Source organism: Pseudomonas sp. G5001, assembly GCF_013385475.1.
In the GTDB taxonomy this organism is placed as follows: domain Bacteria; phylum Pseudomonadota; class Gammaproteobacteria; order Pseudomonadales; family Pseudomonadaceae; genus Aquipseudomonas.
In genome coordinates, this window is the sequence record NZ_JACAPZ010000045.1 from 1 (window position 1) to 23,712 (window position 23,712).

The 23,712-nt window shown below is 62.2% G+C and carries 22 protein-coding genes; 15 read left to right on the forward strand and 7 right to left on the reverse strand.

The genetic code is table 11. The features are described 5' to 3' along the window. The first annotated feature begins 383 nt into the window (after positions 1-383). From HX805_RS28645 to HX805_RS28680, 8 genes are all read left to right on the forward strand, one after another. Entirely contained in the window at positions 384-1,463 is a 1,080-nt protein-coding gene (locus tag HX805_RS28645; protein WP_177081925.1) for a serine hydrolase, read from the forward strand. Then, positions 1,460-1,774: an amidase gene (locus tag HX805_RS28650; protein WP_177035411.1), complete on the forward strand. Its 315-nt coding sequence runs from the start codon at positions 1,460-1,462 to the stop codon at positions 1,772-1,774. Before HX805_RS28645 ends, HX805_RS28650 begins: the two co-directional genes overlap by 4 nt. Positions 1,775-1,903: 129 nt before the next feature. After that, positions 1,904-3,079 carry a M20 aminoacylase family protein gene (locus HX805_RS28655; RefSeq protein ID WP_087692640.1) on the forward strand — a complete coding sequence of 392 codons (1,176 nt, stop codon included), beginning with the start codon at positions 1,904-1,906 and terminating at the stop codon, positions 3,077-3,079. Between the two features lie 56 nt (positions 3,080-3,135). After that, positions 3,136-4,446 (forward strand): citrate-proton symporter, encoded by a 1,311-nt coding sequence (locus HX805_RS28660; protein WP_177081926.1) that lies wholly within the window; start codon positions 3,136-3,138, stop codon positions 4,444-4,446. After that, positions 4,443-5,885, forward strand: coding sequence for an amidase (locus HX805_RS28665; protein ID WP_177081927.1), 1,443 nt, complete (start codon positions 4,443-4,445; stop codon positions 5,883-5,885). The genes HX805_RS28660 and HX805_RS28665 overlap by 4 nt, the downstream gene beginning before the upstream one ends. A gap of 64 nt (positions 5,886-5,949) precedes the next feature. Then, positions 5,950-6,720 (forward strand): helix-turn-helix domain-containing protein, encoded by a 771-nt coding sequence (locus tag HX805_RS28670; RefSeq protein WP_177021127.1) that lies wholly within the window; start codon positions 5,950-5,952, stop codon positions 6,718-6,720. 160 nt (positions 6,721-6,880) lie between these two features. After that, a complete protein-coding gene (locus HX805_RS28675; protein WP_177081928.1) occupies positions 6,881-7,462 on the forward strand; it encodes a YceI family protein in 582 nt (193 codons plus the stop codon). Between the two features lies 1 nt (position 7,463). Further along, positions 7,464-8,621 (forward strand): phosphatidylserine/phosphatidylglycerophosphate/cardiolipin synthase family protein, encoded by a 1,158-nt coding sequence (locus HX805_RS28680; RefSeq protein WP_008430889.1) that lies wholly within the window; start codon positions 7,464-7,466, stop codon positions 8,619-8,621. Positions 8,622-8,749: 128 nt separating this feature from the next. Here the strand turns inward: HX805_RS28680 and bglX are convergent, their stop codons facing one another. Continuing rightward, the gene (gene bglX / locus HX805_RS28685; protein ID WP_177081929.1) at positions 8,750-11,041 is read right to left on the reverse strand and encodes a beta-glucosidase BglX; all 2,292 of its coding nucleotides are present in this window, start codon (positions 11,039-11,041) and stop codon (positions 8,750-8,752) included. 214 nt (positions 11,042-11,255) lie between these two features. Between bglX and HX805_RS28690 the strand changes: the two genes are divergently transcribed. The 4 genes from HX805_RS28690 to HX805_RS28705 are packed head-to-tail and all read left to right on the forward strand — an operon-like array spanning position 11,256 to position 14,497. Further along, entirely contained in the window at positions 11,256-11,864 is a 609-nt protein-coding gene (locus tag HX805_RS28690; protein ID WP_003209150.1) for a LemA family protein, read from the forward strand. Further along, positions 11,864-12,592, forward strand: coding sequence for a YgcG family protein (locus HX805_RS28695; protein ID WP_177081930.1), 729 nt, complete (start codon positions 11,864-11,866; stop codon positions 12,590-12,592). The genes HX805_RS28690 and HX805_RS28695 overlap by 1 nt, the downstream gene beginning before the upstream one ends. Before the next feature lie 28 nt (positions 12,593-12,620). Next, positions 12,621-13,238 carry a TPM domain-containing protein gene (locus tag HX805_RS28700; protein WP_003209147.1) on the forward strand — a complete coding sequence of 206 codons (618 nt, stop codon included), beginning with the start codon at positions 12,621-12,623 and terminating at the stop codon, positions 13,236-13,238. 41 nt (positions 13,239-13,279) lie between these two features. Then, a complete protein-coding gene (locus HX805_RS28705) occupies positions 13,280-14,497 on the forward strand; it encodes an SAM-dependent methyltransferase (protein ID WP_177021123.1) in 1,218 nt (405 codons plus the stop codon). Positions 14,498-14,606: 109 nt separating this feature from the next. Here the strand turns inward: HX805_RS28705 and HX805_RS28710 are convergent, their stop codons facing one another. Further along, complete coding sequence (locus HX805_RS28710) at positions 14,607-15,506, reverse strand: DMT family transporter (RefSeq protein ID WP_003209142.1); 900 nt, start codon at positions 15,504-15,506, stop codon at positions 14,607-14,609. Positions 15,507-15,830: 324 nt separating this feature from the next. Between HX805_RS28710 and HX805_RS28715 the strand changes: the two genes are divergently transcribed. Together HX805_RS28715 and HX805_RS28720 are read left to right on the forward strand one after the other, a co-directional pair. Continuing rightward, the gene (locus HX805_RS28715; RefSeq protein WP_008430897.1) at positions 15,831-16,412 is read left to right on the forward strand and encodes a DJ-1/PfpI family protein; all 582 of its coding nucleotides are present in this window, start codon (positions 15,831-15,833) and stop codon (positions 16,410-16,412) included. Between the two features lie 16 nt (positions 16,413-16,428). Then, positions 16,429-16,746 carry a ribbon-helix-helix domain-containing protein gene (locus tag HX805_RS28720; protein WP_003209138.1) on the forward strand — a complete coding sequence of 106 codons (318 nt, stop codon included), beginning with the start codon at positions 16,429-16,431 and terminating at the stop codon, positions 16,744-16,746. Between the two features lie 105 nt (positions 16,747-16,851). Here the strand turns inward: HX805_RS28720 and HX805_RS28725 are convergent, their stop codons facing one another. From HX805_RS28725 to HX805_RS28745, 5 genes are all read right to left on the reverse strand, one after another. Then, a complete protein-coding gene (locus tag HX805_RS28725) occupies positions 16,852-19,410 on the reverse strand; it encodes a TonB-dependent receptor (protein WP_003209136.1) in 2,559 nt (852 codons plus the stop codon). 128 nt (positions 19,411-19,538) lie between these two features. Continuing rightward, a complete protein-coding gene (locus HX805_RS28730) occupies positions 19,539-20,507 on the reverse strand; it encodes a FecR domain-containing protein (protein ID WP_177010033.1) in 969 nt (322 codons plus the stop codon). Beyond that, complete coding sequence (locus HX805_RS28735; protein WP_087692632.1) at positions 20,504-21,043, reverse strand: RNA polymerase sigma factor; 540 nt, start codon at positions 21,041-21,043, stop codon at positions 20,504-20,506. Before HX805_RS28735 ends, HX805_RS28730 begins: the two co-directional genes overlap by 4 nt. A gap of 206 nt (positions 21,044-21,249) precedes the next feature. Further along, the gene (locus HX805_RS28740; RefSeq protein ID WP_177081931.1) at positions 21,250-22,137 is read right to left on the reverse strand and encodes a dihydrodipicolinate synthase family protein; all 888 of its coding nucleotides are present in this window, start codon (positions 22,135-22,137) and stop codon (positions 21,250-21,252) included. A 27-nt stretch (positions 22,138-22,164) separates the two neighbouring features. Beyond that, a complete protein-coding gene (locus HX805_RS28745) occupies positions 22,165-22,947 on the reverse strand; it encodes an aldolase (RefSeq protein WP_003209128.1) in 783 nt (260 codons plus the stop codon). 104 nt (positions 22,948-23,051) lie between these two features. Here HX805_RS28745 and HX805_RS28750 point away from each other — a divergent pair, with 104 nt between their 5' ends. Beyond that, positions 23,052-23,594, forward strand: a complete 543-nt coding sequence (locus HX805_RS28750; RefSeq protein WP_003209127.1) for a helix-turn-helix domain-containing protein — start codon at positions 23,052-23,054, stop codon at positions 23,592-23,594. The last annotated feature ends 118 nt before the right edge of the window (positions 23,595-23,712 follow it).

Here is a 23,712-nt window from a genome sequence, read left to right on the forward strand (position 1 = left end):
CCGGCCGGGAGGCCGCTGTGCTTTTGATCTGCTTTTGATCTTAGGCGCCCCGTTAAACCACGCTGGCCGAACGCAGGCTTTGGAGCGTGGGTAACCCGGCAGGACGCCGGGTTAGCCGTCCTGGGCCAGGGATGGCCCATGACGGCGGCCCACGGTCCAAAGCCGGAGTGAGGGCACACCGAGCCTAGGCGAGGTGCCGAGTGGTGGGGCAAGAGCGTTTTGCTTACTTTTGCGCTGTTCAAAAGTGAGCCGCTGTAAGAGCGGAACCATAAGCCGCCGTTACCTAAATAACGGATATGTACTCCCCCCCAAGGGCCCCGTAACAAAACCGTCATCCCCCTGGGCTAGCCTCGCGGGCTCGAATGCCCTGAGTCTCAAAGTCCATGTTCAAAGGCCTGCTCTACGCCGCGCTGCTGTTCACCCTGACAGCCCAAGCCGAAACCTGGCCGGAGAAGGAATGGTCCCAAGGCCAGCCCCTGACCGGCCCGGCCGCCAAGGCCTTGGATGACTACGCCTTCCCACCCCGCGATGACACCACCCGCAAAGGCGTCCGCACCGACGCCTTGCTGGTCATCCGCGACGGCCAGATCATCTACGAACGCTACGCCGCCCCCATCACCGCCAGCACCCCGCACCTGACCTGGTCCATCAGCAAAAGCCTGATGGCCACCGTGCTCGGCGTGGCCTTCGGCGAAAACCGCTTCAAACTCACCGACCCCGCCGCGCGCTTTTACCCGCCGATGAAACAACACCCAGGCGTGACCATGGCCGACCTGCTGCACTGGGCCTCGGGCCTCGACTGGCAGGAAGACTACGAATACGCCCCGCTGAAATCCTCGGTGGTCGCCATGCTCTACACCCGCGGCCACCACGACATGGCCGAGTTCGCCGCCGACACCGCGACCTCCAGCGCCCCCGGCCAGGCATTCCGCTATTCCAGTGGCGACAGCAATATCCTGTCCGCCACCCTCAAGGGCATGCTCGGCCACAAGGCCTACGTCGACTACCCATGGACCGCCCTGTTCCAGCCACTGGGCATCCACAACGCCACCTGGGAAAGCGATGCCGAGGAAACCTTCGTCGCGTCCTCATACGCCTACCTCACCGCCCGCGACCTGGCCCGCGTCGGCCTGCTGATGCAGCGCGACGGCCGTTGGGGCGAGCAACAATTGCTGCCCAAGGAGTGGGTCGCGTTCAATCGCCAACCGTTCGACAAGTACAAGGCGGGCCAGGACGAAGCCGTTCCGGGCGGCCAATGGTGGCTCAACCGCGAAGTGCAGGGTGCCGCCAGACCCTGGCCGGACGCGCCCGCCGACACCTTCGCCGCCCTCGGCCACTGGGGGCAGGCGCTCTACGTGATGCCCGAAAAACAGCTGGTCATCGTGCGCTACGGTGACGACCGCGACGGCAGCTATCGCCACAACGAACTCCTCAAACGCGTCCTTGCAGCGGTGCAACCATGATCCGCCGTCATCCCTTCGTCAGCCTGTTGATCCTGCTGTTACTCGTGTTGCTCGGCTGGGTCTGGCACGAGCGGGTCAATCTGCAAGCCTTCCCCGACATCATCGCGGCCTACACCGCCAAGGAGTACTGCTCCTGCCGATATGTGGAAGGCAATCCCGCTGATTATTGCCTGGGTTATGTGAAGCAATACGTGCCCACCAGCGCCTTCACCGACAACCCTGAAAAACACCTCGTGACCGCCAGCGGCCTGGGCCGCACCCACAGTGCCCAATGGCTGGGCCAACGCGAGGGCTGCCGCCTCTTGCCCTAATGCAGCCACAGGTGGGGCTGAGGTTCCACAGGGTGGAACCACCTTTGATTGTCCTCCTGCGCACATCGCGGTTATCTGGCGGTGTGCAACGAAAAAGAACGGGAACACCCGCCTGCGAGGAGAATCACCATGAGCCCACACCAGCACATCCTGGATTGGCTGAGCGATGTCGCCAGCGACCTGCACGCCGTGCGTCAGGACATTCACGCCCACCCCGAACTGGGTTTTGAAGAAAACCGCACCTCCGCCCTCGTGGCGCAATCGCTGCGTAACTGGGGCTACGAAGTCCACACCGGCATCGGCCAGACCGGCGTGGTGGGTGTGCTGCGCAATGGCAGCAGCTCGCGCAAGCTCGGTATCCGCGCCGACATGGACGCGTTGCCGATCATCGAAAACACCGGCGCCAGCTACAGCAGCCAACACGCCGGCTGCATGCATGCCTGCGGTCATGACGGCCACACCACCATGCTGCTGGGCGCCGCGCGTTACCTGGCCGCGACCCGTCAATTCGACGGCACCCTGAACCTGATTTTCCAGCCCGCCGAAGAAGGCCAGGGCGGCGCCGAAGCCATGCTCGCCGACGGCTTGCTGGAGCGGTTTCCCTGCGACGCATTGTTCGGCATGCACAACATGCCGGGCTTGCCCGCCGGCCATCTGGGCCTGCGCGTTGGACCGATGATGGCCTCCCAGGACCTGCTCACCGTGACCCTCGAAGGCGTCGGTGGCCATGGCTCCATGCCGCACCTGACGGTCGACCCGCTGGTGGCCGCCGCCAGTATGGTCATGGCATTGCAGACCGTGGTGGCGCGCAATATCAATGCCCAGGAAGCCGCCGTGGTGACCGTCGGTGCCCTGCAAGCGGGCCAGGCGGCCAACGTGATTCCCCAGCAAGCACTGTTGCGTTTGAGCCTGCGTGCCCTGGATGCAAACGTGCGTGAACTGATGCTGGAGCGGGTCAAGGCGATCATCCTGACCCAGGCCGCTAGCTTCGGCTGCACCGCGCAGATCGAACATCGCCCGGCCTATCCGGTGCTGGTCAACCATCCCGAAGAAACCGAATTCGCCCGCCAGGTCGGCGTCGCCCTGCTGGGTGAAGATGCCGTCGACGGCAACACCACCAAGCTGATGGGCAGCGAAGACTTCGCCTGGATGCTGCAACGCTGCCCCGGCAGCTACCTGTTTATCGGCAACGGCGTGTCGCGGCCGATGGTCCACAACCCCGCCTATGACTTCAACGACGACATCCTGTTGACCGGCGCCGCCTACTGGGGCGCGCTGGCCGAGAGCTGGCTCAAGCCCGCCTGACGACCTCTTTTTTCTGCCGCTGGACCCTTTTCCGACTGGTTGAATGGAGTGTTCCCATGCAGGCTTCAAAACAAGGTGTATCCCGCACCCGCCAGGTGGTGGCGGCGGTGATCGGCAATGCGCTGGAATGGTATGACTTCATCGTCTACGGCTTTCTCGCCAGCATTATCGCCCGGCAGTTTTTCCCCTCGGAGGATGAATACGCCTCGCTGCTGATGGCCCTGGCCACCTTTGGCGTCGGCTTCTTCATGCGCCCGGTGGGCGGGATTCTGCTGGGCATGTATTCGGACCGCAAAGGCCGCAAGGCTGCGATGCAACTGATCATCCGGTTGATGACCATCTCCATCGCCCTGATCGCTTTCGCCCCCAGCTATGCTGCCATCGGCATGGGCGCGCCGATGCTGATCGTGGTTGCGCGCATGCTCCAGGGCTTTGCCACCGGCGGTGAATACGCCAGTGCCACGGCGTTCCTGGTGGAGAGCGCGCCGGCCCATCGCAAGGGCCTGTACGGTTCCTGGCAGTTGGTGGGACAGTGCCTGGCGGTGTTCGGCGGCGCGGCGATGGTGGCGTTGGTCACGCACTTCTTCGAGCCGCAAACCCTTGAAGTATGGGGCTGGCGTCTGCCGTTCATCTTCGGTTTGCTGATCGGTCCGGTGGGTTTGTGGATCCGTCGGCACATGGAAGACCCCGAGGAATTTATCGAGGCGCGCAAACAGTCCAAGGGGGCGGCGCTGAGCTTGATGGACGTCATCCGCGATCACCGCCGCAGCATCCTTGTTTCGATGGGCCTGGCCTGTGGTGCAACGGTGTCGTTCTACGTGGTGCTGGTGAACATGCCGACCTTCGCCCACAAGAACCTCGGCCTGCCGCTGGATCAGGTGCTGATGGTGCAGATGTTCGCGGTGGCGCTGATGACCGTGGTGATTCCGCTGTCCGGCCTGCTGTCGGATCGGTTCGGTCGGCGCCCGGTATTGATGGCGTTCACCCTGGCGTTTTTTGTGATGGTGTACCCGCTGTATGTGTGGGTCGCGGCGGCACCGTCCATCGAGCGTTTGCTGGTGATGCAGGTGATGTTGTGCACTGCCATCGGCGGCTTTTTCGGCCCGGCGCCGACGGCCCTGGCCGAGCAGTTTCCCATCGAAGTACGCTCCACCGGGGTGTCGGTGGCTTACAACGTGGCGGTGATGGTATTCGGGGGCTTTGCGCCGTTGATCGTCACCTGGCTCAGCAAGGTGCTGGGCACGCCGGTAGCCCCGGCATTTTATGTGCTGTTCGCTTGCGTCCTGACGCTGCTGGGCACTTACTGCATGCATGAGGCGCCACGGGCGAAACGACCGGCGCCGTTTTCCAGCGAGGTGAAACCTTGAGTATTGTTGAACTGGATGCCATCGAACTGTCTCGGGCGATCCATGCGCGGCAGGTGTCCTGCCATGAAGTGATGCAGGCGTATCTGGCCCAGGTCGAACGCTTCAACCCGACGGTGAATGCGCTGGTCTCGCTGCGCTCCCATGAGGACGTGCTGGCCGAAGCGGCGCAGCGTGATCGCGAGTTGGACCAAGGCCAATCCCGTGGCTGGATGCACGGCATGCCTCAGGCCATCAAGGACCTGGCGGCGACCCAGGGCCTGCGCACCACCCTCGGTTCGCCGCTGTTCGCCGAGCATGTTCCTCAAGAAGATGCGATCAGCGTGGCGCGGGTTCGGGCCAGTGGCGCGATCATCATCGGCAAGACCAACGTGCCGGAATTTGGCCTGGGCTCGCAGACCTACAACAGCGTGTTCGGCACCACCGGCAACGCCTATGACCCGCGCCTGGTGGCCGGTGGCAGCAGCGGCGGCGCGGCGGTGGCGCTGGCATTGCGCATGCTGCCGGTAGCGGATGGCAGCGACATGATGGGCTCGCTGCGAAACCCGGCGGCGTTCAATAACGTATTTGGCCTGCGTCCGTCCCAGGGTCGGGTGCCTCACGGGCCGGCGCCGGAGCTGTTCGTCCAGCAACTGGCCACGGAAGGCCCGATGGGTCGCAGCGTGGCGGATGTGGCGCGGCTGCTGAGTGTGCAGGCTGGCTATGACCCTCGGGTGCCGCTGTCGCTCAAGGAGGATCCGGCGATGTTTGGCGAGCCGTTGCAGCGCGACTTCAAGGGTGCACGCTTGGGCTGGCTCGGGGATTACAACGGTTACCTGCCGATGGAAGACGGCGTGATGAGCCTGTGCGAATCGGCCCTCAAGGACTTCGCTGCGCTGGGTTGCGAGGTCGAGCACTGCCAACCGGAATTTTCTCTGGAACGGCTGTGGCAGACCTGGCTGGTGCACCGCCATTGGCTGATCCAGGGCTCCCTCGGCGCGGCGTACGCCGACCCGCAAAAACGTGCACTGCTCAAGCCGGAGGCGCAATGGGAAGTGCAGGGCGGATTGCAACTGAGTGCGGCGGACGTTTACCAGGCTTCGATCAACCGCAGCGACTGGTACCGCGCCCTCGGCAAACTGTTCGAACGTTACGATTTCCTGTTGCTGCCCACCGCCCAAGTGTTCCCTTTCGATGCACAACAAGCCTGGCCACGCCTCGTCGCAGGGCGCGAGATGGACACCTACCATCGCTGGATGGAAGTGGTGATCGGCCCCACCCTGGCCGGCCTGTCGAGCATGAACGTGCCGGTGGGTTTCAACCCCCGGGGCTTGCCCATGGGCCTGCAGATCATCGGCCCGGCCCAGGCGGACAGGGCGGTGTTGCAACTGGCGTACGCCCACGAACAACTGACCCGCTGGGTGCAGCGGCGACCGCCCGCTTGCCTCTCGGCGACCGGTTGAGCCGCGACGGGCCTGTATCTTGCTGTGAAATCAGATCATCCATCGGCATCAAGGAGATCGACACATGGGCAGCGACGCCGAGACGGGAACCGTACGCTCAGTAGGGCGGGCACTGGCGATCATCGAATTGCTCGGCGAGCATCAGGCGCTGGGGCTGGAAGAGTTGCATTACCTGACTCACCTGCCCAAGGCCACGGTCTCGCGGATGCTGCTGACCTTGCAGGAACAGGGCTGGATCTATCGTGGGCTCAGCGACCGGCGTTACCGCCTGCGGGCCAGACGGTTGTTCGGCGACACCCAGCAACGCTTCAAGCGCCAACTGGTGGAAAGCGCCGCGCCGTGGCTGCTGGACCTCAGCGAGCGCACCGGCCTGGTGGTGGACCTGTCGAGCTTCGACGGCGAGCGCCTGGAAGTGATGGAAAGCGCGATCCCCACGGTGCTGCGCAAGCTCTACCCGAACAATTGCCAGATCGTCGGCCAGCACGCCAGCCTGTTTCATTCGGCCATGGGCAAGGCGTGCCTGGCGCAATTGTCGGCGGATGAAGTGCAGCGCCTGGCCGGTCGTGAGCATGTGGCGGAAGACGATCAATACCGGGCGTGTGAACAATCCCAGCACCAGGGGTTTGGCCAACGCACCGAAGGCTACTGGGAATACCCGGTGCGCCTGCCGTTCCTGATTCGCGCGGTGGCCTTGCCGGTGCGGGCCAATGGCCGGTTGGTGGGCAGCATGGCGCTGCATTGGCCGATGGATCAGGCACCGGTGGAACGGGTGCTGAGCCTGCACCTGGCCAGCCTGGAATCGACGATTCGCGATGTGCAGGAGGCGCTGGCCTGACCACCGTTCCCCCGTAGGAGCGAGCTTGCTCGCGAAGAGCTCACAGGCACCGCGTTCATTCAGAATGCCCGCGTCATCGTTGGCAACCTTCGCGAGCAAGCTCGCTCCTACAGGAGGTCTTTGTTACTGTTCGCCCAGGTTTTTTGCCCCACGAGTCTTTATGTCCCTGTTCAAACCCATGGCCTTCCTGCTGCTGGCCGCTGCCGCCGTGCCTGCCCATGCCGACTGGTACCTGGACAACGAGTCCTCGCGCCTGTCGTTCGTCACCACCAAGAACACCGACATCGCTGAAGTGCAGCGCTTCCTGGTGCTGCATGGCAAGGTCGACAGCAAAGGCGCGGCGCAGCTGGAAGTCGAACTGGAGTCGATCAACAGCGGCATCCCGCTGCGCGACGAGCGCATGCGCAATGAGCTGTTCGAGATCAAGACCTTCCCGGACGCGGTGATCAATGCGCAGATCAACCTGCAACCGATCAACGACCTGGCCCCCGGCGCGCAATACGAGCTGCGCCTGCCGCTGTCGGTGACCCTGCACGGCAAGACCCAGACCTACAGCACCGAATTGCTGGCGACCCGCCTGGATGACCGACGCTTCCAGGTGGTCACCCTGGAGCCATTGGTGGTGCACGCCGAGGATTTCGACTTGCTGGCGGGGGTAGCCGCATTGCGCAAGGCCGCCGGGCTGTCGCAGATCAGCCTGTCGGTGCCGGTGGGTGCGGTACTGATTTTCACGGCGCGCTGACATGAGCGGCGCAGTGTTCCCGTGGCGCAGCGCCAACCGTTTCGAGCTGATGGTCGACGGCCCGAGTTTCTTCCCACGCATGCTGGAAGGTATCGCCCAGGCTGAGCAACAGGTGGCGCTGGAGCTGTATCTGGTGGAGGCGGGCGCGTGTGCCGAGGCGATGGTTCAGGCCCTGGTGGCGGCCGCCGAACGTGGCGTGCGCGTACGTTGCCTGTTCGATGACTACGGCAGCCTGGCGTTTACCCTGGGCCTGCGTCGGCGGTTGATCGATGCCGGGGTGGACCTGCGATTCTACAACCGCCTGAGCTGGCGTCGCTGGATGCGCAACCTCTATCGGGACCACCGCAAGCTGTTGTTGATCGACCAGACCATCGCCGTGGTCGGCGGCACCGGCGTGACGGATGAATTCTGGACGCCCGGGGAAGACACCGCCGATTGGCACGAAGTGATGGTGCAGATTCGTGGCCCGCTGGTGCTGGATTGGCAGGCGTTGTTCGACCGTCAGTGGCTGGCGAACGACGATCGTAGAGCCTGGAAACCGGCCACGCATTTTGGCCTGCCACGGTTGCCCAAGGTGCCAGCGACAGGACCGGGGCTGGGGCGTGTGGCCTATGCCGACGCCCGCCAGCATCGCGATATCTTGCAGTCACTGATACGTGCGCTGAACAGCGGCCACCAGCGTATCTGGCTGGCCACGCCGTATTTCCTGCCGACCTGGAGCGTACGGCGTGCCCTGCGCCGGGCGGCGGGGCGCGGGGTGGATGTGCGTTTGCTGTTGACCGGGCCACGTACCGATCACCCGTCGGTGCGGTATGCCGGGCACCGTTACTACCCGCGTTTGCTCAAATCCGGGGTGCAGATCTTTGAATACCAGCCGTGCTTCCTGCACTTGAAAATGGTGCTGGTGGACGATTGGGTGAGCATTGGCTCGTGCAACTTCGATCACTGGAATCTGCGCTTCAACCTGGAAGCGAACCTGGAAGCGTTGGACCCGGAATTGACGTTGGCAGTGGTGGGGAGTTTCGAGCGGGATTTTGCCCTGAGCCAGGCGGTGAGCCTTGAGGCATGGCAGTCGCGGCCATTGTGGCGGCGGGTGAAGCAGCGGGTGTGGGGGTGGATTGATCGGTTGGTGGTCAACCTGCTGGACCGCCGCGGATAAGCCAGAATACCCCAATCAAATGTGGGAGCGGGCTTGCTCGCGAAAGCGGTGTGTCAGTCACCTGATGTATCAACTGATCCACCGCATTCGCGAGCAAGCCCGCTCCCACATTTTGACCGGGCAAGACTTTAGAGCAGTTCGAAGCTCTGCTGCTTCACATCCTGCGAATCCAACCCGATCTGCACATTGAACTCGCCCGGCTCAGCCGCAAACTTCAGCTGGGTGTTGTAGAACTTCAAGTCTTCCTCGGTGATGGTGAAGTGCACCGCGCGCTCTTCGCCCGCCTTGAGCATGATCTTCTGGAAGTTCTTCAATTCCTTCACCGGGCGGATCATCGAGCCGGCCACGTCCTGGATATACAGCTGCACCACGGTTTCGCCATCGACCTTGCCGGTGTTTTTCACCACCACGGTGGCGTCGAGCTTGCCGGTCTTGTTCAGGGTGGTGGACGACAGCGCCATGTCCGACAGACTGAAACTGGTGTAGCTCAAGCCGTAACCGAACGGAAACAGCGGCCCGGTGGTGTCATCGAAGTACTGCGAGGTGTAGTTGCCCGGCTTGCCCGGAGTGAACGGCCGGCCAATGCTCAGGTGGTTGTAGTAGGTCGGAATCTGCCCCACCGAACGCGGGAAGGTGATCGGCAGCTTGCCCGACGGGTTGTAGTCACCGAACAGCACGTCAGCGATAGCGTTGCCGCCTTCGGTGCCGGCGAACCAGGTTTCCAGGATTGCGTCAGCCTGTTCGTTCTCCTCGACAATCGACAGCGGACGGCCGTTCATCAACACCAGCACCAGCGGTTTGCCGGTGGCTTTCAAGGCCTTGATCAGGTCGCGCTGGCTCTGCGGGATGTTCAGGTCGGTGCGGCTCGACGATTCGTGGGACATGCCACGGGACTCGCCCACGGCGGCCACGACCACATCGGCGCCTTTGGCGGCCTTGACGGCTTCGTCGATCATGTCCTGGGACGAGCGCGGGTCATCCACTACTTCCGGGGCATCGAAGTTCAGGAAGTTGAGGTAGTCGACGACTTTCTTGTCGTTGGTGATATTGGCGCCACGGGCATAGATCACCTTGCCCTTGTCGCCGATCGCGGCGTTCATGCCGTCCAGCAGGGTCACCGATTGCGCGGGTTTACCGGCAGCGGCCCAGCTGCCCATCATGTCGATCGGCGCCTTGGCCAGCGGGCCGACCAGGGCGATGGTCGCGTCCTTTTTCAGCGGCAGGGTGTTGTTCCGGTTTTTCAGCAGCACCTGGCTGCGGCGTGCCACGTCACGTGCGTCGGCGCGGTGCAGGCGGCTTTCGGCGTAGGTGTCGGCCGGGTCATCCTCGGCCTTGCCGATGCGCAGGTACGGGTCGGCGAACAGGCCCATGTCGTACTTGGCGCCGAGCACTTCGCGCACGGCGTTGTCGATGTCGCTCTGTTCGATCTCGCCGGACTTCAGCAGGCCGGGCAATTCCTTGCCGTAGAGCGAGTCGTTCATGCTCATGTCGATGCCGGCCTTGATCGCCAGCTTGGCGGCTTCACGCCCGTCCTTGGCCACGCCGTGCTTGATCAGCTCGAAGATCGCACCGTGGTCGCTCACGGCCAGGCCCTTGAAGCCCCAGTCCTTGCGCAGCAGGTCGTTCATCAGCCAGGTGTTGGCGGTGGCGGGTACGCCGTTGATCGAGTTCAGCGCAACCATCACGCCACCGGCGCCGGCCTTGATGGCGGCGTGGTAGGGCGGCAGGTAGTCCTGGTACATCTTGACCGGGCTCATGTCGACCACGTTGTAGTCGCGACCGCCTTCCACCGCACCATACAGGGCGAAGTGCTTGACGCTGGCCATGATGCTGTCGGCCTTGGCCGGGCTGCTGCCCTGGAAGGCCTTGACCATCACTTCGGCAATGCGCGAGGTCAGGTAGGTGTCTTCGCCAAAGCCTTCGGAGGTACGGCCCCAGCGCGGGTCGCGGGAGATGTCGACCATTGGCGCAAAGGTGATGTCGAGGCTGTCGGCGGCAGCTTCCTGGGCGGCGATGCGCCCGGAGTGGCCGATGGCGTCCATGTCCCAGCTGGAAGCCAGGGCCAGGCTGATGGGGAATATCGTGCGGTGGCCGTGGATCACGTCATAGGCGAAGAACATCGGGATCTTCAACCGGCTGCGCATGGCCGCGTCCTGCATCGGACGGTTTTCCGGGCGGGTAATCGAATTGAAGGTGCCACCGATGCGGCCGGCGGCGATTTCCTTGCGGATCAGTTCGCGGGGCATTTCGGGGCCGATGCTGATCAGGCGCAATTGGCCGATCTTCTCATCAAGGGTCATCTGCTTGAGCAGGTCACTGACGAAGGCGTCCTTGTCCTTGAGTACTGCGGGCTTTGTTTCGGCTAATACGGAATGAGTGGCCAAACTGACAACAAGGCCCAGCAAACACAGCTTCTTCATGAAAATCCTTTCTCGCAGCCTTGGGACCGGAGAGCGTCTATTGTTGTTCGGGTGTTGTTCAGATAAATACCGCACACTTCTGAACTCTTATTGGCGCTGGGCATCTTTTAGCTGATTGGCACGATGCAATCCAGTGGGTGGTGGCGGATTATGCCCTAAGCCCGTGGCTAACGCGTCAGTCGGTAAATTTCATAGGTTTGGCAGGAGAAACACCATGCAAGCAGCACAAGGTTACCGTTGGGGCTGGAAGGCCGTGGCATTGATACTGGTGAGCACCGTGCTGAGCGGTTGCGGCATCAACAAGATCCCGACCCTGGACGAACAGGCCAAGGCGGCCTGGGCCCAGGTGCAGAACCAGTACCAGCGGCGCGCCGACCTGATCCCCAACCTGGTGGAAGTGGTCAAGGGCTACGCCGCCCATGAACAGGACACCCTGACGGCCGTGATCGAAGCGCGGGCCAAGGCCACCTCGATCCAGGTGGACGCCAGCACCCTCGACAATCCCGAGAAACTCAAGCAGTTCCAGCAAGCCCAGGACGGTTTGAGCGGTGCACTCAGCCGTTTGATGGTGGTGTCCGAGCGCTACCCGGACCTGAAGGCCAACCAGAACTTCCTGGCCCTGCAATCGCAGCTTGAAGGCACCGAAAATCGCATCGCCGTGGCCCGCCGCGACTTTATCCAGGCAGTGCAGGCCTACAACACCGAGATCCGCACCTTCCCTGGCCGCCTGTGGCACAGCGTGATGTACAGCGACTTGCCGGTCCGCGCCAACTTCGAGGCCACGAGTGCCGATGCCGATAAAGCGCCGCAAGTGAAATTCTGATGGGCAAGCGCGCTTGGCTGATGGCGGCGGTGCTGCTGGCCTTCAGCCTGACCGCCCAGGCCGCCCTGAATTTCCCGGCCCTGACCGGACGGGTGGTGGACAACGCCCAGATGATCGACCCGGCCGTGCGTGCGCAGCTGACCCAGCAGTTGCAGGCGCTGGAGCAGACCAGCGGCGACCAGATCGTGGTGGTCACCGTGCCCGACCTGCAAGGCGTGCCCATTGAAGACTTCGGTTATCAACTGGGCCGCGCGTGGGGCATCGGCCAGAAGGGCAAGGACAACGGCGCCCTGCTGATCGTCGCCCGGGATGAGCACAAGATTCGCATCGAAGTGGGTTATGGCCTGGAAGGCGTGCTCACGGATGCGCAGTCCTGGGTGATCATCAACCAGGTGATCGCCCCGGCGTTCAAGGCGGGCAACTACAGCAAGGGCATCAGTGACGGAGTGGCGGCGGTGCTGCAGGTGGTGGGCGGCGATCCGCTGGCCGTGCCGGCGCATGTGTCCGAGGCCAACTTCGCCAAGCAAAACCCGGGCATTTCCATTGGCCTGTTCATCCTGTTGCTGGCAGTGTTGTGGCTGTGCAATCGCATGGGCCTGCCCGTTGGCGCTATCCTGCTGGCGATTCTCAGCAGCAGCGGTCGTGGCGGCGGGGGAGGCGGTGGCGGTGGTGGCTTCAGGGGCGGCGGCGGTGGTTTTGGCGGCGGTGGCGCCTCGGGCGGCTGGTAATGACAATAACGAGAGAGCATCAACAACCATGGCATTACTGAGTCAACACGAGCAACGCCAGGTCGCCGAGGCGATCGCCCGGGTCGAGCAACAGACCGACGCCGAACTGGTGACCGTGCTCGCGGCCCGCGCCGACGACTACGCCTACATCCCGCTGCTGTGGGCCAGCCTGCTGGCGCTGGTGGTGCCGGGGATCATTCACTACCTGTCGGGCTGGTTGACCATGTACACCTTGCTGCTGGCGCAGTGGGGCACGTTCGTCGTGCTGTGCCTGGTGTTCCGTTTGCCCAGGGTCACCACGCGACTGATCCCGCGCTCGGTGCGCCATTGGCGCGCGTCCAACCTGGCACGGCGGCAGTTTCTCGAGCAGCACCTGCACCACACGCTGGGCAGCACCGGGGTGCTGATTTTTGTCAGTGAGGCCGAGCGGTATGTGGAAATCCTGGTGGACAAGGGGATTTCCAGTCGCCTGGATGACAGCAGTTGGGATGCGATCGTCAAGGACTTCACCCGCCAGGTGAAGCAAGGCCAGACGTTGGCCGGGTTTGTGGCGTGTATTGAGGCTTGCGGGGAATTGCTCAGGGAGCACGTACCGGTGACCCACGCACGCAATGAGCTGCCGAATCGGTTGGTGGTGTTGGAGTAGTGTAAAATTCCCGGCATTCCCTGCCCGAGGCGTTTTTGTTCATGTCTGCCACCGCTAAACCTGCCAGCCCCGCGCCGGATCATCACGCGCAGTTCCTCGAACTGCTGAGCGCGAGCCTTGAGCAAAACGCCTTTATCAAGCTGGTGCTGGCCAAGTACGTCGGCACCGAGCCTGATCTTCAGAAGCTGATCATCAAGCAGCTGACGGTCAAGGATCAGCCTTGCCTGTCCTTCGTCTATCGCTACAAGACCCGCGACATCACCAAGAACTTCTCCCTGGCCGACGGCGTGGCGGCAATTGCCGAATTGTTGCCGGCGGCGTTCAAGAATGCGCACCTGCTGTCGGTGACCGACGAAGCCCAGCTGGAATACAGCAAGAAGAACAAAAGCTCACTGTTCAAAAGCAAGCCGCAGCAACTGCGCGAAGCGCCGTCTGCCGAGCACAACCGCGAGAAGAATCGCTTCCTGGACCTGACCCGGCCCTTTCTCGCCGACCTTGGCGTGACCAACGCCAAACACGAGCTGATCCCGGCGATGTCGCGCAAGTGGAAGCAGATCAACAAATTCATCGAAGTGTTCAGCCATGCGCTGACCACCTCGCCGCTGAAGCTGGACCAGCCGGTGCGGGTCGCGGACTTTGGTTCGGGCAAGGGTTACCTGACGTTTGCCATCCACGACTACCTGCGCAACACCCTCAACGCCGAGGGCGAAGTCACCGGCGTGGAGCTGCGCGAAGACATGGTGACCCTGTGCAACAACGCCGCTGCCCGCCTGGACCACCCGGGGCTGGTGTTCAAGTGCGGGGATGTGCGCAGCGTCGCGCCCAGCGAGCTGGACGTGATGATCGCCCTGCATGCCTGCGACATCGCCACCGACTACGCGATTCACACCGGCATCCGCTCCGGTGCGTCGATCATCATGTGCTCGCCGTGCTGCCACAAGCAGATTCGCCTGCAGATCCAGAGCCCGGCGCTGCTCAAGCCGATGCTGCAATACGGCCTGCACCTGGGCCAGCAGGCGGAAATGGTCACCGACAGTTTGCGCGCGTTGTTCCTTGAAGCGTGCGGCTATGAGACCAAGGTGTTTGAGTTCATCTCGTTGGAGCACACCAACAAGAACAAGATGATCCTGGCCGTGAAGCGTGCCGAGCCGGTGGACAACGCTCAACTCCTGGAGAAAATCCAGGAGCTCAAGGCGTTCTACAACATCACCGAACATTGCCTGGAAACCCTGCTGCGGTCGGAAGGTTACCTCGCCTGAGTACGACGCAAATCAAAAATGTGGGAGCGGGCTTGCTCGCGAAAGCGGTGTGTCAGTCACCTGATGTATCAACTGACCCACCGCATTCGCGAGCAAGCCCGCTCCCACATTAGATCGCGCTAGCCTTGGGAGCTGGCGCAGGCTTCACGCTGGTCTTGCGCCCCAACATCACCGTCACAATCACCCCGCAGGCAAACAGCCAGGTAATCGGCTCGATGTGTTCACCAAAAAACAGCGCCGAAAACGCGATGGTGAAAAAGATCTGCAACAGCTGAATCTGGCTGACCCGGGCGATGCCACCCATGGCGAGCCCGGCGTACCACGCAAAGAACCCCAGGAACTGCGAAAACAACGAGACATAACCAAACGCCCACCAAGTGCGCATGGAGATCGGCCCTTCGTGTTGCAGCGCCAGGTAGGCCACCGGCCCGATCAATACCGGCGTCGACAGCACCAGCGCCCAACAGATTACCTGCCAGCCGCCCATCTCCTTGGCCAACCGGCCGCCTTCGGCATAACCCAGGCCACCCACGGCAATCGCGCCGAGCATCAACAGGTCGCCCGCCTGGATGCTGCCGGCTCCGGTGATCAACGCATAACTCAGCACCAGCGCACTGCCCAGCGCCGCGCAGGCCCAGAAGGCCTTCGACGGACGTTCATGGGACAGCCACGCCGCATACAGCGCCACGCACAGCGGCTGCAACCCGTTGACCAGCGCGCCATGGGACGCGGGCAAGGTTTGCATGGCCCAGGCCGACAACACAGGGAAACCCAGGATCACCCCGGCAATCACCAGCGTCAGCCCGCGCACCTGGCGCCAGGTGGGCCAGCGCTCACGGCGCCACAGCAACAACGCCGCCGCCGGCACCGCCGCGAACAACGCCCGGCCCAGGCCATTGAGCAACGGGTGGATTTCCTGCACCACGATACGGGTGAAGGGCAGGGTGAGGCTGAAGATGACGACGCCCAGCAGGCCGAGGGCCATGCCGGTATTTTCGCGGGAGCTCATGGAAGGAACCAGAATCGAATGGGCCGGAAGTGGATGTTCATCTAGCCACAAAGCCCCGCAAACACGGGCTTACAGCTAGGTGCAGATTGAGCCGTACAGTTTTGAACGGGCGACTCGGTTCATGTGGGAGCTGTCGAGCCTTGGCGAGGCTGCGATGGGATCAACGCACTTTACCTGTCAGACCGAGGTGTCTGCATCGCGGGCAAGCCCGGCTCCCACACAAGCCGGGGTGCTGATGTAGTAGCGGGCCATTACCCGGATCAAGCCTGCGGGTCTATCTTGGCTACTCCTGTCTGCCCAACCGTTCAACCGGAGGAATGTCCCATGGCCGCGAAAAAAATCCTGATGCTGGTCGGCGATTACGTCGAAGACTATGAAGTGATGGTGCCGTTCCAGGCGCTGCTGATGGTGGGGCATACCGTGCACGCCGTGTGCCCTGACAAGGCTGCCGGCCAGACCGTGCGCACGGCGATCCACGACTTCGAAGGCGACCAGACCTACAGCGAAAAGCCCGGGCACCTGTTCGCCCTGAATGCGGATTTTGCCAAGGTGAACGCCGCCGACTACGACGCGCTGCTGGTGCCGGGTGGCCGTGCCCCTGAGTACCTGCGGCTGAACGAAAAGGTCCTGCAACTGGTCAAGGATTTCGATCAGGCTGGCAAACCCATCGCTGCCGTGTGCCATGGCGCTCAACTGCTGGCGGCTGCCGGGATCCTGGAAGGCCGCGAGTGCAGCGCCTACCCGGCGTGCGGGCCGGAGGTACGACTGGCGGGCGGTACGTTCATCGATATCCCGGTGACCGACAGCCACGTTCAAGGCAATCTGGTAACAGCCCCGGCGTGGCCGGCGCACCCAAGCTGGCTCGCGGGTTTCCTCGGACTGCTGGGCACCAAAATCACCCTGTAAAGCGGAGGTCATCGCCATGTGCGAACTGTACGTCAAGGCCGACCCGATTCTGTACGAATCCCGCTCGCGCTCCCTGCGCATCTGCGGCGTGGTGACCACCGTGCGCCTGGAAAACCAGTTCTGGGACATCCTCAGCGAAATCGCCGAGGTGGATGGCATGACCACCAATCAACTGATCGCCAAGCTGTATGAAGAAGTGATGGATTACCGCGGCGAAGTGGTGAATTTTGCTTCGTTCTTGCGGGTGAGTTGCACGCGGTATTTGAGCAAGCAGCGGGTTCACGCCCCAGAGCTCAGCCTTGTGAATACAAGAAATGGCGCGCAGAAGATCTGAATGTGGGAGCGGGCTTGCTCGCGAAGGCGGTGTGTCAGGTAACTCATGTACCGACTGATCCAGCGCTTTCGCGAGCAAGCCCGCTCCCACATTGATTAGGTGGGGTCAGAAGAACCGCGTCACACTGATCTTCGCATCCCGGCCCTTGGTGTAGGCGCGGTCGCCGCTCAGGGCCGGTCGGAAGTTGTTGTTGAACAGGTTGTCCACGGTGAAGTTCACCTCGGTACCCTTGAGGTAAGCCTGTTGCGGCTTCCAGCTGGCGAACAGGCCTTGCGTGTTGTAGCGCTTGTTGCCGTACTGGTCGTAGAACAGGTCGCCGATGCTGGTGCCCGGGCCGCCGGAATACTTGTCGCTCGGCAGGCGGCTGGTGGCGCCGATGAACTGCCCTTGCCAGCCTACCCGCATATCCAGGCTCGGGATCTTGGTGCCGAGCACCACCACCCATTTGGTTGGCGGAATGTCCCGCGCCCAGACGTCCGGCCCCCACGGGTTGGTGTAGGCGCCTTCATGTTTACCGGTGGTGTAGGCGAACGATACCGAGCCGAACACGTAGGTGGAGTCATAGAAACTCTCGGCCTCGAAACCCTTGATGGTCATGCCGCCGATGTTGCGGTAGTTGGACATCGCGCCCGGCGGGCAGGCGCTGGAAATCGTCCCGCCGTTGACCGCCTGGTTCTGGCAGCCCACGCCTGTGGCCTTGAAGATTTCGTCCTCGACCTTGTTGTGGAACAGCGTGGTACGCAGTTGCAGGTTGTCGCCGTGGGCGAACACATCGGCGAAGCTGGTGACGTTGCCCAGGGTGATGGAGGTGATGCGCTCCGGGTCCAGGTCCAGGCTGGTGGCGGTGCGGCTGCCCAGGCCCTGGACTTCATACTGTTCGTCGATCACTGGCGCACGCCAGGTGCGGCTCCAGTTGGCAAACATCGCCACGTTCGGGGTGATGGTCCAGTACGCCGCCAGGCGTGGCGACCAGCCGGTGTAAGTGCGGTCGCTGTAGTCATGGCCGATGGCCGGGTCCGGGTTGCTGTAGTACGGCGCGTCGTTGGCCTCGCCGCGGTTGCGCACATGGTCATAGCGCATCGACGGGGTAATGGTCACATCGCCCAGCGTCACCGCGTCCTGGATAAAGAAGCTGTTGGTGTCGACCTTGCCATGGGGCATGAAGCCCGGCTGGAAGTGCCCGTAGTTGTATTTCGGGGTGTTGTAGGTGGCGCCGGGCATCCACATTTCGGTTTCCCGGGTGTGCTTGCGGATTTGCACACCGGTGGTCACCGCGTGCTGCAACGCACCGGTGGAAAACAGGCTGACGTTGCGTACGTCGAGGTTCTTGTCGTTATAGGAGGTGTCCATCTTGCGCCCGCCGGTGGCCAACTGGAAAAACGCCGTGGCGTCGCGCTCGTCGGTCTGGTCGGTATTGGATTCGGAGTACTTGATGGTCAAGTCCACCAGCGGGTTATTCATCGGCTGGTATTCGTACTTGCCGGACCAGGTGGTGTCGACGGTATTGCGGTTGGCCAGGAAGCGTTTCAGCGCGGCTTCGTAGCCATAGCGGTCGATGTTGGCCTGGGTCGGCGGCGTCGGGTAGCTGGCGGCAGAGAAGGGCGTCCAGCGCTGGCTGTTGGAGCGCGAATACGACAGACCCAGGCTTTGCTCATCGGTGAAGTGAGCATTGAACTTGAACAGTTTGCCGTCCACATTCTGGGCGCTGTTGGGCAGGCGCTTGGGGTTGATCGGGTACTGGTTGTTGTCGTTGGGCAGGGTGGCGGCCAGCTTCATGTCGCCGCCGTCGCGCTGGGTCAGGTAGGCCAGCGCATCGAAGCGGCCGTCATCGGTACGCCCGTAAACGGCACTGCTGTAGACCTGCTCATGGTCGTTGCTGGAGTAGCCGTATTTGAGCATGGCACCGCTGTTGCGCCCGTCCTTGAGCAGGTCCGGGGCATCCTTGGTGGTCATGTTGACCGTACCGCCAAAGCCGCCATTGCCGCTGAAGGGCGAGTTGGGGCCTTTCTCCACTTCGATGCTCTTGATCAGCTCGGGCTCGATAAACACAGTGCCCTGCTGGTAGCGCTCAAAACCGCTTTTGGTGGCGCCATCGACGGTCAGCGGCACGTCTTCGGCGTCGCCGAAACCACGGATGTTGATGGTCTGGCCACCGGGCTTCAGCGAGCCGCCCTGGCTGATGCCGGGCAAGGTTTGCAGCAGGCTGGGAATGTTGTTGGACTGGTAGCGGTCGATGTCCGCCTGGGTCAGGGTGGAACGGCCGACGGTGGTGGAGTCGACCTCGTTGCCGGTGCCGATCACGCTCAGGGCGTCGAGCTGGATCGCGCTGCTGTTGGTGGTCTTGCCCTCTTCGGGGCGTACCACGTAAGTGCTGCCGACCTTGAGCAATACGAACTCGCCGTCCTTGAGCAGAGTGCGAATCGCCACTTCCGGTGTGAAGTCGCCATTGAGGGCCGGCGCCTGGATATTTTTCAGCAGCGCTTCATCGAACAGCAGCTGGATTTTCGCCTGCTGCGCCACCTGGCTCAGGGACGTGGCCAGGGACTGGGCCGGCAGTTGCAGCTTGAACGACTCGGCCTGGGCACTCAGGCTGAAGGCCAGGCAGGCGGCAATGGCGGTGGGTCGAAGAAACAGGTGCTGAACGTGGCAAGGCGCGCGAAACATGAAATCCCCCGGAGTAGCCAAATGGCCAGAAAGGTGTGCGTATCAAACGCAGACCCGAGGAAGACGCGGCAGGAAAAATAATCCTCACATGCGAATGCAAAATATTCTCAAATAAGAATTCCGCGGGGCTATTTGCGCGGTTCGATCCTGATATTGCCGTCGGCCAGGGCCACGGTTTTCACCGGCAATAGCGCCGGCAGGGCGTTGAGCAGGGCGTCCGGATCATTCACGTCCAGATTGCCCGAGACCTTCAGTTGCGCCACCGCGCTGTCCACCAGCAACGGCGCCTGGGGCCGGTACAGGCTCAACTCGTCCATCAGGCTGGCCAGCTCGCGATTACGAAACGACACGTGGCCGCCGCGCCAATCGGCGACCTCGCCGGCAGTGAGGGTTTGCTGCTGCAGCGTGCCTTTGGCATAACTGAACGTAGCGCGCTGATCGGCGCCGAGCAGGGTGGCCGGCAGCCTGGCATCCGGATCGAACGCCACTTGCCCATGGGCCACGCTGACCACCAACTGCTGCTTGCTGCGCCGCACATCGAAGCCGGTGCCGACCACCCGCACATTGGCTTCACCGGCCTGCACGAACAGCGGACGCTCCTTGTCGGGCGCCACCTCGATATACAACTGGCCCTGATCCAGATGCACGATGCGCTGGTGACTGTTGAAGTCCACCCGCAGGCGCGTATTGGCGTTGACGTACAAGGTGCTGCCGTCAGGCAAATGCATGGTGCGCATTCCTTTGGCATGGGCCGCGACCTGAGCGTGGAACAGCTCGCGTGGGGCGCCGATGTTGCTCGTCAGCACGGCACACACCAGGGCGGCAGCCACCGCCAGGGCCGGGCGCCACACGGGTGGTTTGCGCACGGGCAGCGGTGTCGGTTTGTTCAGTTGCTGCAACTGGGCCAGGTCGGCCCACAGCTGTTCGAATTCGGCGTAGGCGCGGGCATTGGCCGGCTCGGACTGCCAGGCGGCAAACGCCTTGCGGTCGGCGCGACCGGCGTCATTGCGGTTGCGCGCAAACCAGCTGGCGGCCTGGGCATCGATGGAGTCGCTGGCCTCGATGTCACAGGTGTCGATGTCGCTCAGGCGGGTCATTCTGGCTGCTCCTTGCCCTGTTCTTGTTGAAGTCGCTGCTTGCAATGCAGCAAGGCAAAAGCGATGTGCTTTTCCACCATGCTGACCGAAACGCCCATGCGCTCGGCGATCTGCGCCTGGCTCAGGCCTTCGAAGCGGTGCAGCATAAGGGCTTCTCGTCTTCTCGGCGAGAGTTCAGAGAGGACTTCTTTCAACTGTTCCAGGCGTTGCAGGCGTTGCGCGGCGGCCATGGGATCGTCTCGCGAGTCGCTGACAGGTTCGGCATCCAGTTCGGCCTGTTGCTGGTGGACGGTGTGCCGCACCTTTTGTTTGCGCCAGTGATCGCGCAGCAGATTGCGCGCCATCTGGAACAGAAACGCCCGTGGCTGCTCGACCTGAGCCCGGTCGCGGTAGTCCAGCCATTGGGTGAAGACATCCTGGGTCATGTCTGCCGCGTCGCTGGCGTTGTCCGTGCGTTTACGCAGGAAATGCAGGATATCTGCATAAAACCCGCGAAAGGCATCGGCCGACAGCGGGTCGGGCTTGGGACGAGACATGGATATCCTTCTTGACGAAGCACGACGTGGAAAAGTCGTGAATGATATCGAGAATTATTGTCATTTGTCTCTATTGAAAATCTAAGGTTGGATGCGGAATAAATGTGGGAGCGGGCTTGCTCGCGAATGCGGTGAGTCAGTCGACCTATTAATTGACTGACCCACTGCCTTCGCGAGCAAGCCCGCTGCCACATTTGGATTGCGTTTCAGCGCAACAGGGTCAGTAGCTCTTGCAACTGAACACGGCCTGCCTCAGCCAGCGGAAACACCGGCAGCCGTGGATCCCCCGACTCAAGGCCCGTCAGCCGCAAACCGGCCTTGATCGTCGCCGGCAAGCCACCTTTGAGGATGAAATCCAGCAACGGCAACTGGCGATAAAACAGCTCCCGCGCTTTCTCCAGGTCATTGGCCAAAACGGCTTCATACAAATCCAGGTTGAGCTGAGGGATCAGATTCGGCGCCGCCGTGCACCAACCTTTCGCGCCCGCCGCAAACGCCTCCAGTGCCAGCGGGTTGCAGCCGTTGTAGAACGGCACCTGGCCCTCGCTGCGCCGGTGCAATTGGTGCATGCGCTGAATATCCCCGGTGCTTTCCTTGACCATGGTCACGTTGTCGACGCTGTTGACGATGCGCAGGATCAAGTCCACCGACATGTCGGTGCCACTGGTGGCCGGGTTGTTGTAGAGCATGATCGGCACGCCGATGCTGTCGCCAATGGCCGCATAGTGGGCGAGGATTTCCGCCTCGCTGAGTTTCCAGTACGAGGCCGGCAATACCATTACCACGTCCGCGCCGTGGGCCTCGGCAAACTGCGCACGACGCACGGCCTTGGCGGTGGTCAGGTCGGAGACGCTGACGATGGTCGGCACACGCTTGCCCACCTTCTGGATGCTGTAGGCGGCGACTTCATCCCACTCTGCATCACTGAGATAGGCGCCTTCGCCGGTGCTGCCCAACGGTGCGATAGCGTGCACGCCGCTGTCGATCAGGCGGTCGATCGAAAGGCCCAGGGCGTCGAGGTCAATGCGCTGGCCGTCCGCGCTGAACGGGGTGATGGTGTAGCCGATTATGCCGTGAATAGAAGGGCTGGACATGCAAAAGTCTCCGGTCGAAAAAGGGTTTCAGTTCAGGCAATCGGCGTGTTGGCGCAGGTTCTGCCGAGCGTAGTAGTTGAACGCGGCGCCGTGGCGCTTGGGCTTGGAAATCCAGTCATGGGCTTCGCGGCCCAGTTCCGGCAGGATCGGCTTGATCGTGCCGGCGGCCATCGCCAGCAGCTGCAACTTGGCCGCGCGTTCGATCAACTGTGCGATCACACAGGCTTCCTCGATGCTCGCCCCAGTGGACAATTGGCCGTGGTGGGAAAGCAGAATCGCGCGTTTATCCCCCAGGGCAGCGGTGATGATTTCACCTTCTTCGTTGCCCACCGGCACCCCGGGCCAGGCTTCGAGGAATGCGCAATCTTCGTACAACGGGCAGAGGTCCATGTGGGACACCTGCAACGGCACTTCCAGCATCGACAACGCAGCGATGTGGGTCGGGTGAGTGTGGATGATGCAGTTCACGTCCGGGCGACCGCGGTACACCCAGCTGTGAAAACGGTTGGCCGGGTTGGGCATGCCATGGCCTTCCAGCACCTCCAGGTCTTCGTTGACCAGCAACAGGTTGCTGGCGGTGATCTCATCAAAACCCAGGCCCAGTTGTTGGGTGTAGTAGGTGCCAGGCGTCGGGCCGCGTGCGGTGATCTGCCCGGCGAGGCCGGAGTCGTGGCCGTTTTCGAACAGGATCCGGCAGGTCAACGCCAGCTTTTGCCGGTCGGTCCACGTATTATCCGCCAGGGTGTTTTGCATCTGGGTCAGCGCCTGCTTGACCAGTTGGTCTTTCGGGAGTGCTAATGTCTTGGCCATATCAGTGTCCTTGTTCGTCGCAAATGACACTAAAGAGACTATATGACACAAAGTGTCATTAGCAAGCATTCATCATCGCCTCTTTAATGGATTAACCGCTGCGCATGTCTATCCGTTTGAAAATATTGAGAAAAAAACTTGGTGTGACGTTGGAGTCGCTCGCGGAAAAATCCGGGATGACCAAGAGTTACCTGTCGAAAGTCGAACGCGGGTTGAATACGCCGTCGATTGCGGCGGCGCTGAAACTGGCCAAGGCGTTGAATGTGAAGGTCGAAGAATTGTTCAGCGAGGACAATGTCAGCCTCGACAGCTACAGCCTGGTGCGCAGCCACGAACGGCAGGCGTTGTCGGGCACCGATGCGTCACCGGGTTACGCGGTGCTGGCGCATCAGGTCAGTGAGCGTAGTTTGTTGCCGTTCATCATTTACCCGCCGGCGGAGTTCACCGACAAGACCTTCAAGGAACATTTGGGGGAGGAGTTTTTGTTTGTGCATGAAGGCCAGGTTGAGGTGGATTTCATGAGTGAGCGGGTGGTGTTGAATCGGGGGGATGCGTTGCATTTCAATGCGCAGAAGCCGCATCGGATTCGGTCGGTGGGGGAGGTTCAGGCGCAGCTTTTGGTGGTGGTGCATAGTGCTGAGGGGTGATGGTGGGGGTGGGGGCATATCCGTTATTTGGGTGATGGCTTATATCGGTTCCGCTCTTACAGCGGCTCACTTTTGAACAGCGCAAAAGTAAGCAAAACGCTCTTGCCCCACCACTCGG

Bases quoted from the DNA above. Each gene is read 5' to 3' on its own strand.
- HX805_RS28700 (WP_003209147.1), top strand. From the start codon at position 12,621: ATGGCATTACTGAGTCAACACGAGCAACGCCAGGTCGCCGAGGCGATC.
- HX805_RS28655 (WP_087692640.1), top strand. From the start codon at position 1,904: ATGAGCCCACACCAGCACATCCTGGATTGGCTGAGCGATGTCGCCAGC.
- HX805_RS28660 (WP_177081926.1), top strand. From the start codon at position 3,136: ATGCAGGCTTCAAAACAAGGTGTATCCCGCACCCGCCAGGTGGTGGCG.
- HX805_RS28750 (WP_003209127.1), top strand. From the start codon at position 23,052: ATGTCTATCCGTTTGAAAATATTGAGAAAAAAACTTGGTGTGACGTTG.
- HX805_RS28705 (WP_177021123.1), top strand. From the start codon at position 13,280: ATGTCTGCCACCGCTAAACCTGCCAGCCCCGCGCCGGATCATCACGCG.
- HX805_RS28720 (WP_003209138.1), top strand. From the start codon at position 16,429: ATGTGCGAACTGTACGTCAAGGCCGACCCGATTCTGTACGAATCCCGC.
- HX805_RS28695 (WP_177081930.1), top strand. From the start codon at position 11,864: ATGGGCAAGCGCGCTTGGCTGATGGCGGCGGTGCTGCTGGCCTTCAGC.
- HX805_RS28710 (WP_003209142.1), bottom strand. From the start codon at position 15,506: ATGAGCTCCCGCGAAAATACCGGCATGGCCCTCGGCCTGCTGGGCGTC.
- HX805_RS28730 (WP_177010033.1), bottom strand. From the start codon at position 20,507: ATGACCCGCCTGAGCGACATCGACACCTGTGACATCGAGGCCAGCGAC.
- HX805_RS28725 (WP_003209136.1), bottom strand. From the start codon at position 19,410: ATGTTTCGCGCGCCTTGCCACGTTCAGCACCTGTTTCTTCGACCCACC.
- HX805_RS28645 (WP_177081925.1), top strand. From the start codon at position 384: ATGTTCAAAGGCCTGCTCTACGCCGCGCTGCTGTTCACCCTGACAGCC.
- HX805_RS28745 (WP_003209128.1), bottom strand. From the start codon at position 22,947: ATGGCCAAGACATTAGCACTCCCGAAAGACCAACTGGTCAAGCAGGCG.
- bglX (WP_177081929.1), bottom strand. From the start codon at position 11,041: ATGAAGAAGCTGTGTTTGCTGGGCCTTGTTGTCAGTTTGGCCACTCAT.
- HX805_RS28740 (WP_177081931.1), bottom strand. From the start codon at position 22,137: ATGTCCAGCCCTTCTATTCACGGCATAATCGGCTACACCATCACCCCG.
- HX805_RS28735 (WP_087692632.1), bottom strand. From the start codon at position 21,043: ATGTCTCGTCCCAAGCCCGACCCGCTGTCGGCCGATGCCTTTCGCGGG.
- HX805_RS28680 (WP_008430889.1), top strand. From the start codon at position 7,464: ATGAGCGGCGCAGTGTTCCCGTGGCGCAGCGCCAACCGTTTCGAGCTG.
- HX805_RS28650 (WP_177035411.1), top strand. From the start codon at position 1,460: ATGATCCGCCGTCATCCCTTCGTCAGCCTGTTGATCCTGCTGTTACTC.
- HX805_RS28690 (WP_003209150.1), top strand. From the start codon at position 11,256: ATGCAAGCAGCACAAGGTTACCGTTGGGGCTGGAAGGCCGTGGCATTG.
- HX805_RS28715 (WP_008430897.1), top strand. From the start codon at position 15,831: ATGGCCGCGAAAAAAATCCTGATGCTGGTCGGCGATTACGTCGAAGAC.
- HX805_RS28670 (WP_177021127.1), top strand. From the start codon at position 5,950: ATGGGCAGCGACGCCGAGACGGGAACCGTACGCTCAGTAGGGCGGGCA.
- HX805_RS28675 (WP_177081928.1), top strand. From the start codon at position 6,881: ATGTCCCTGTTCAAACCCATGGCCTTCCTGCTGCTGGCCGCTGCCGCC.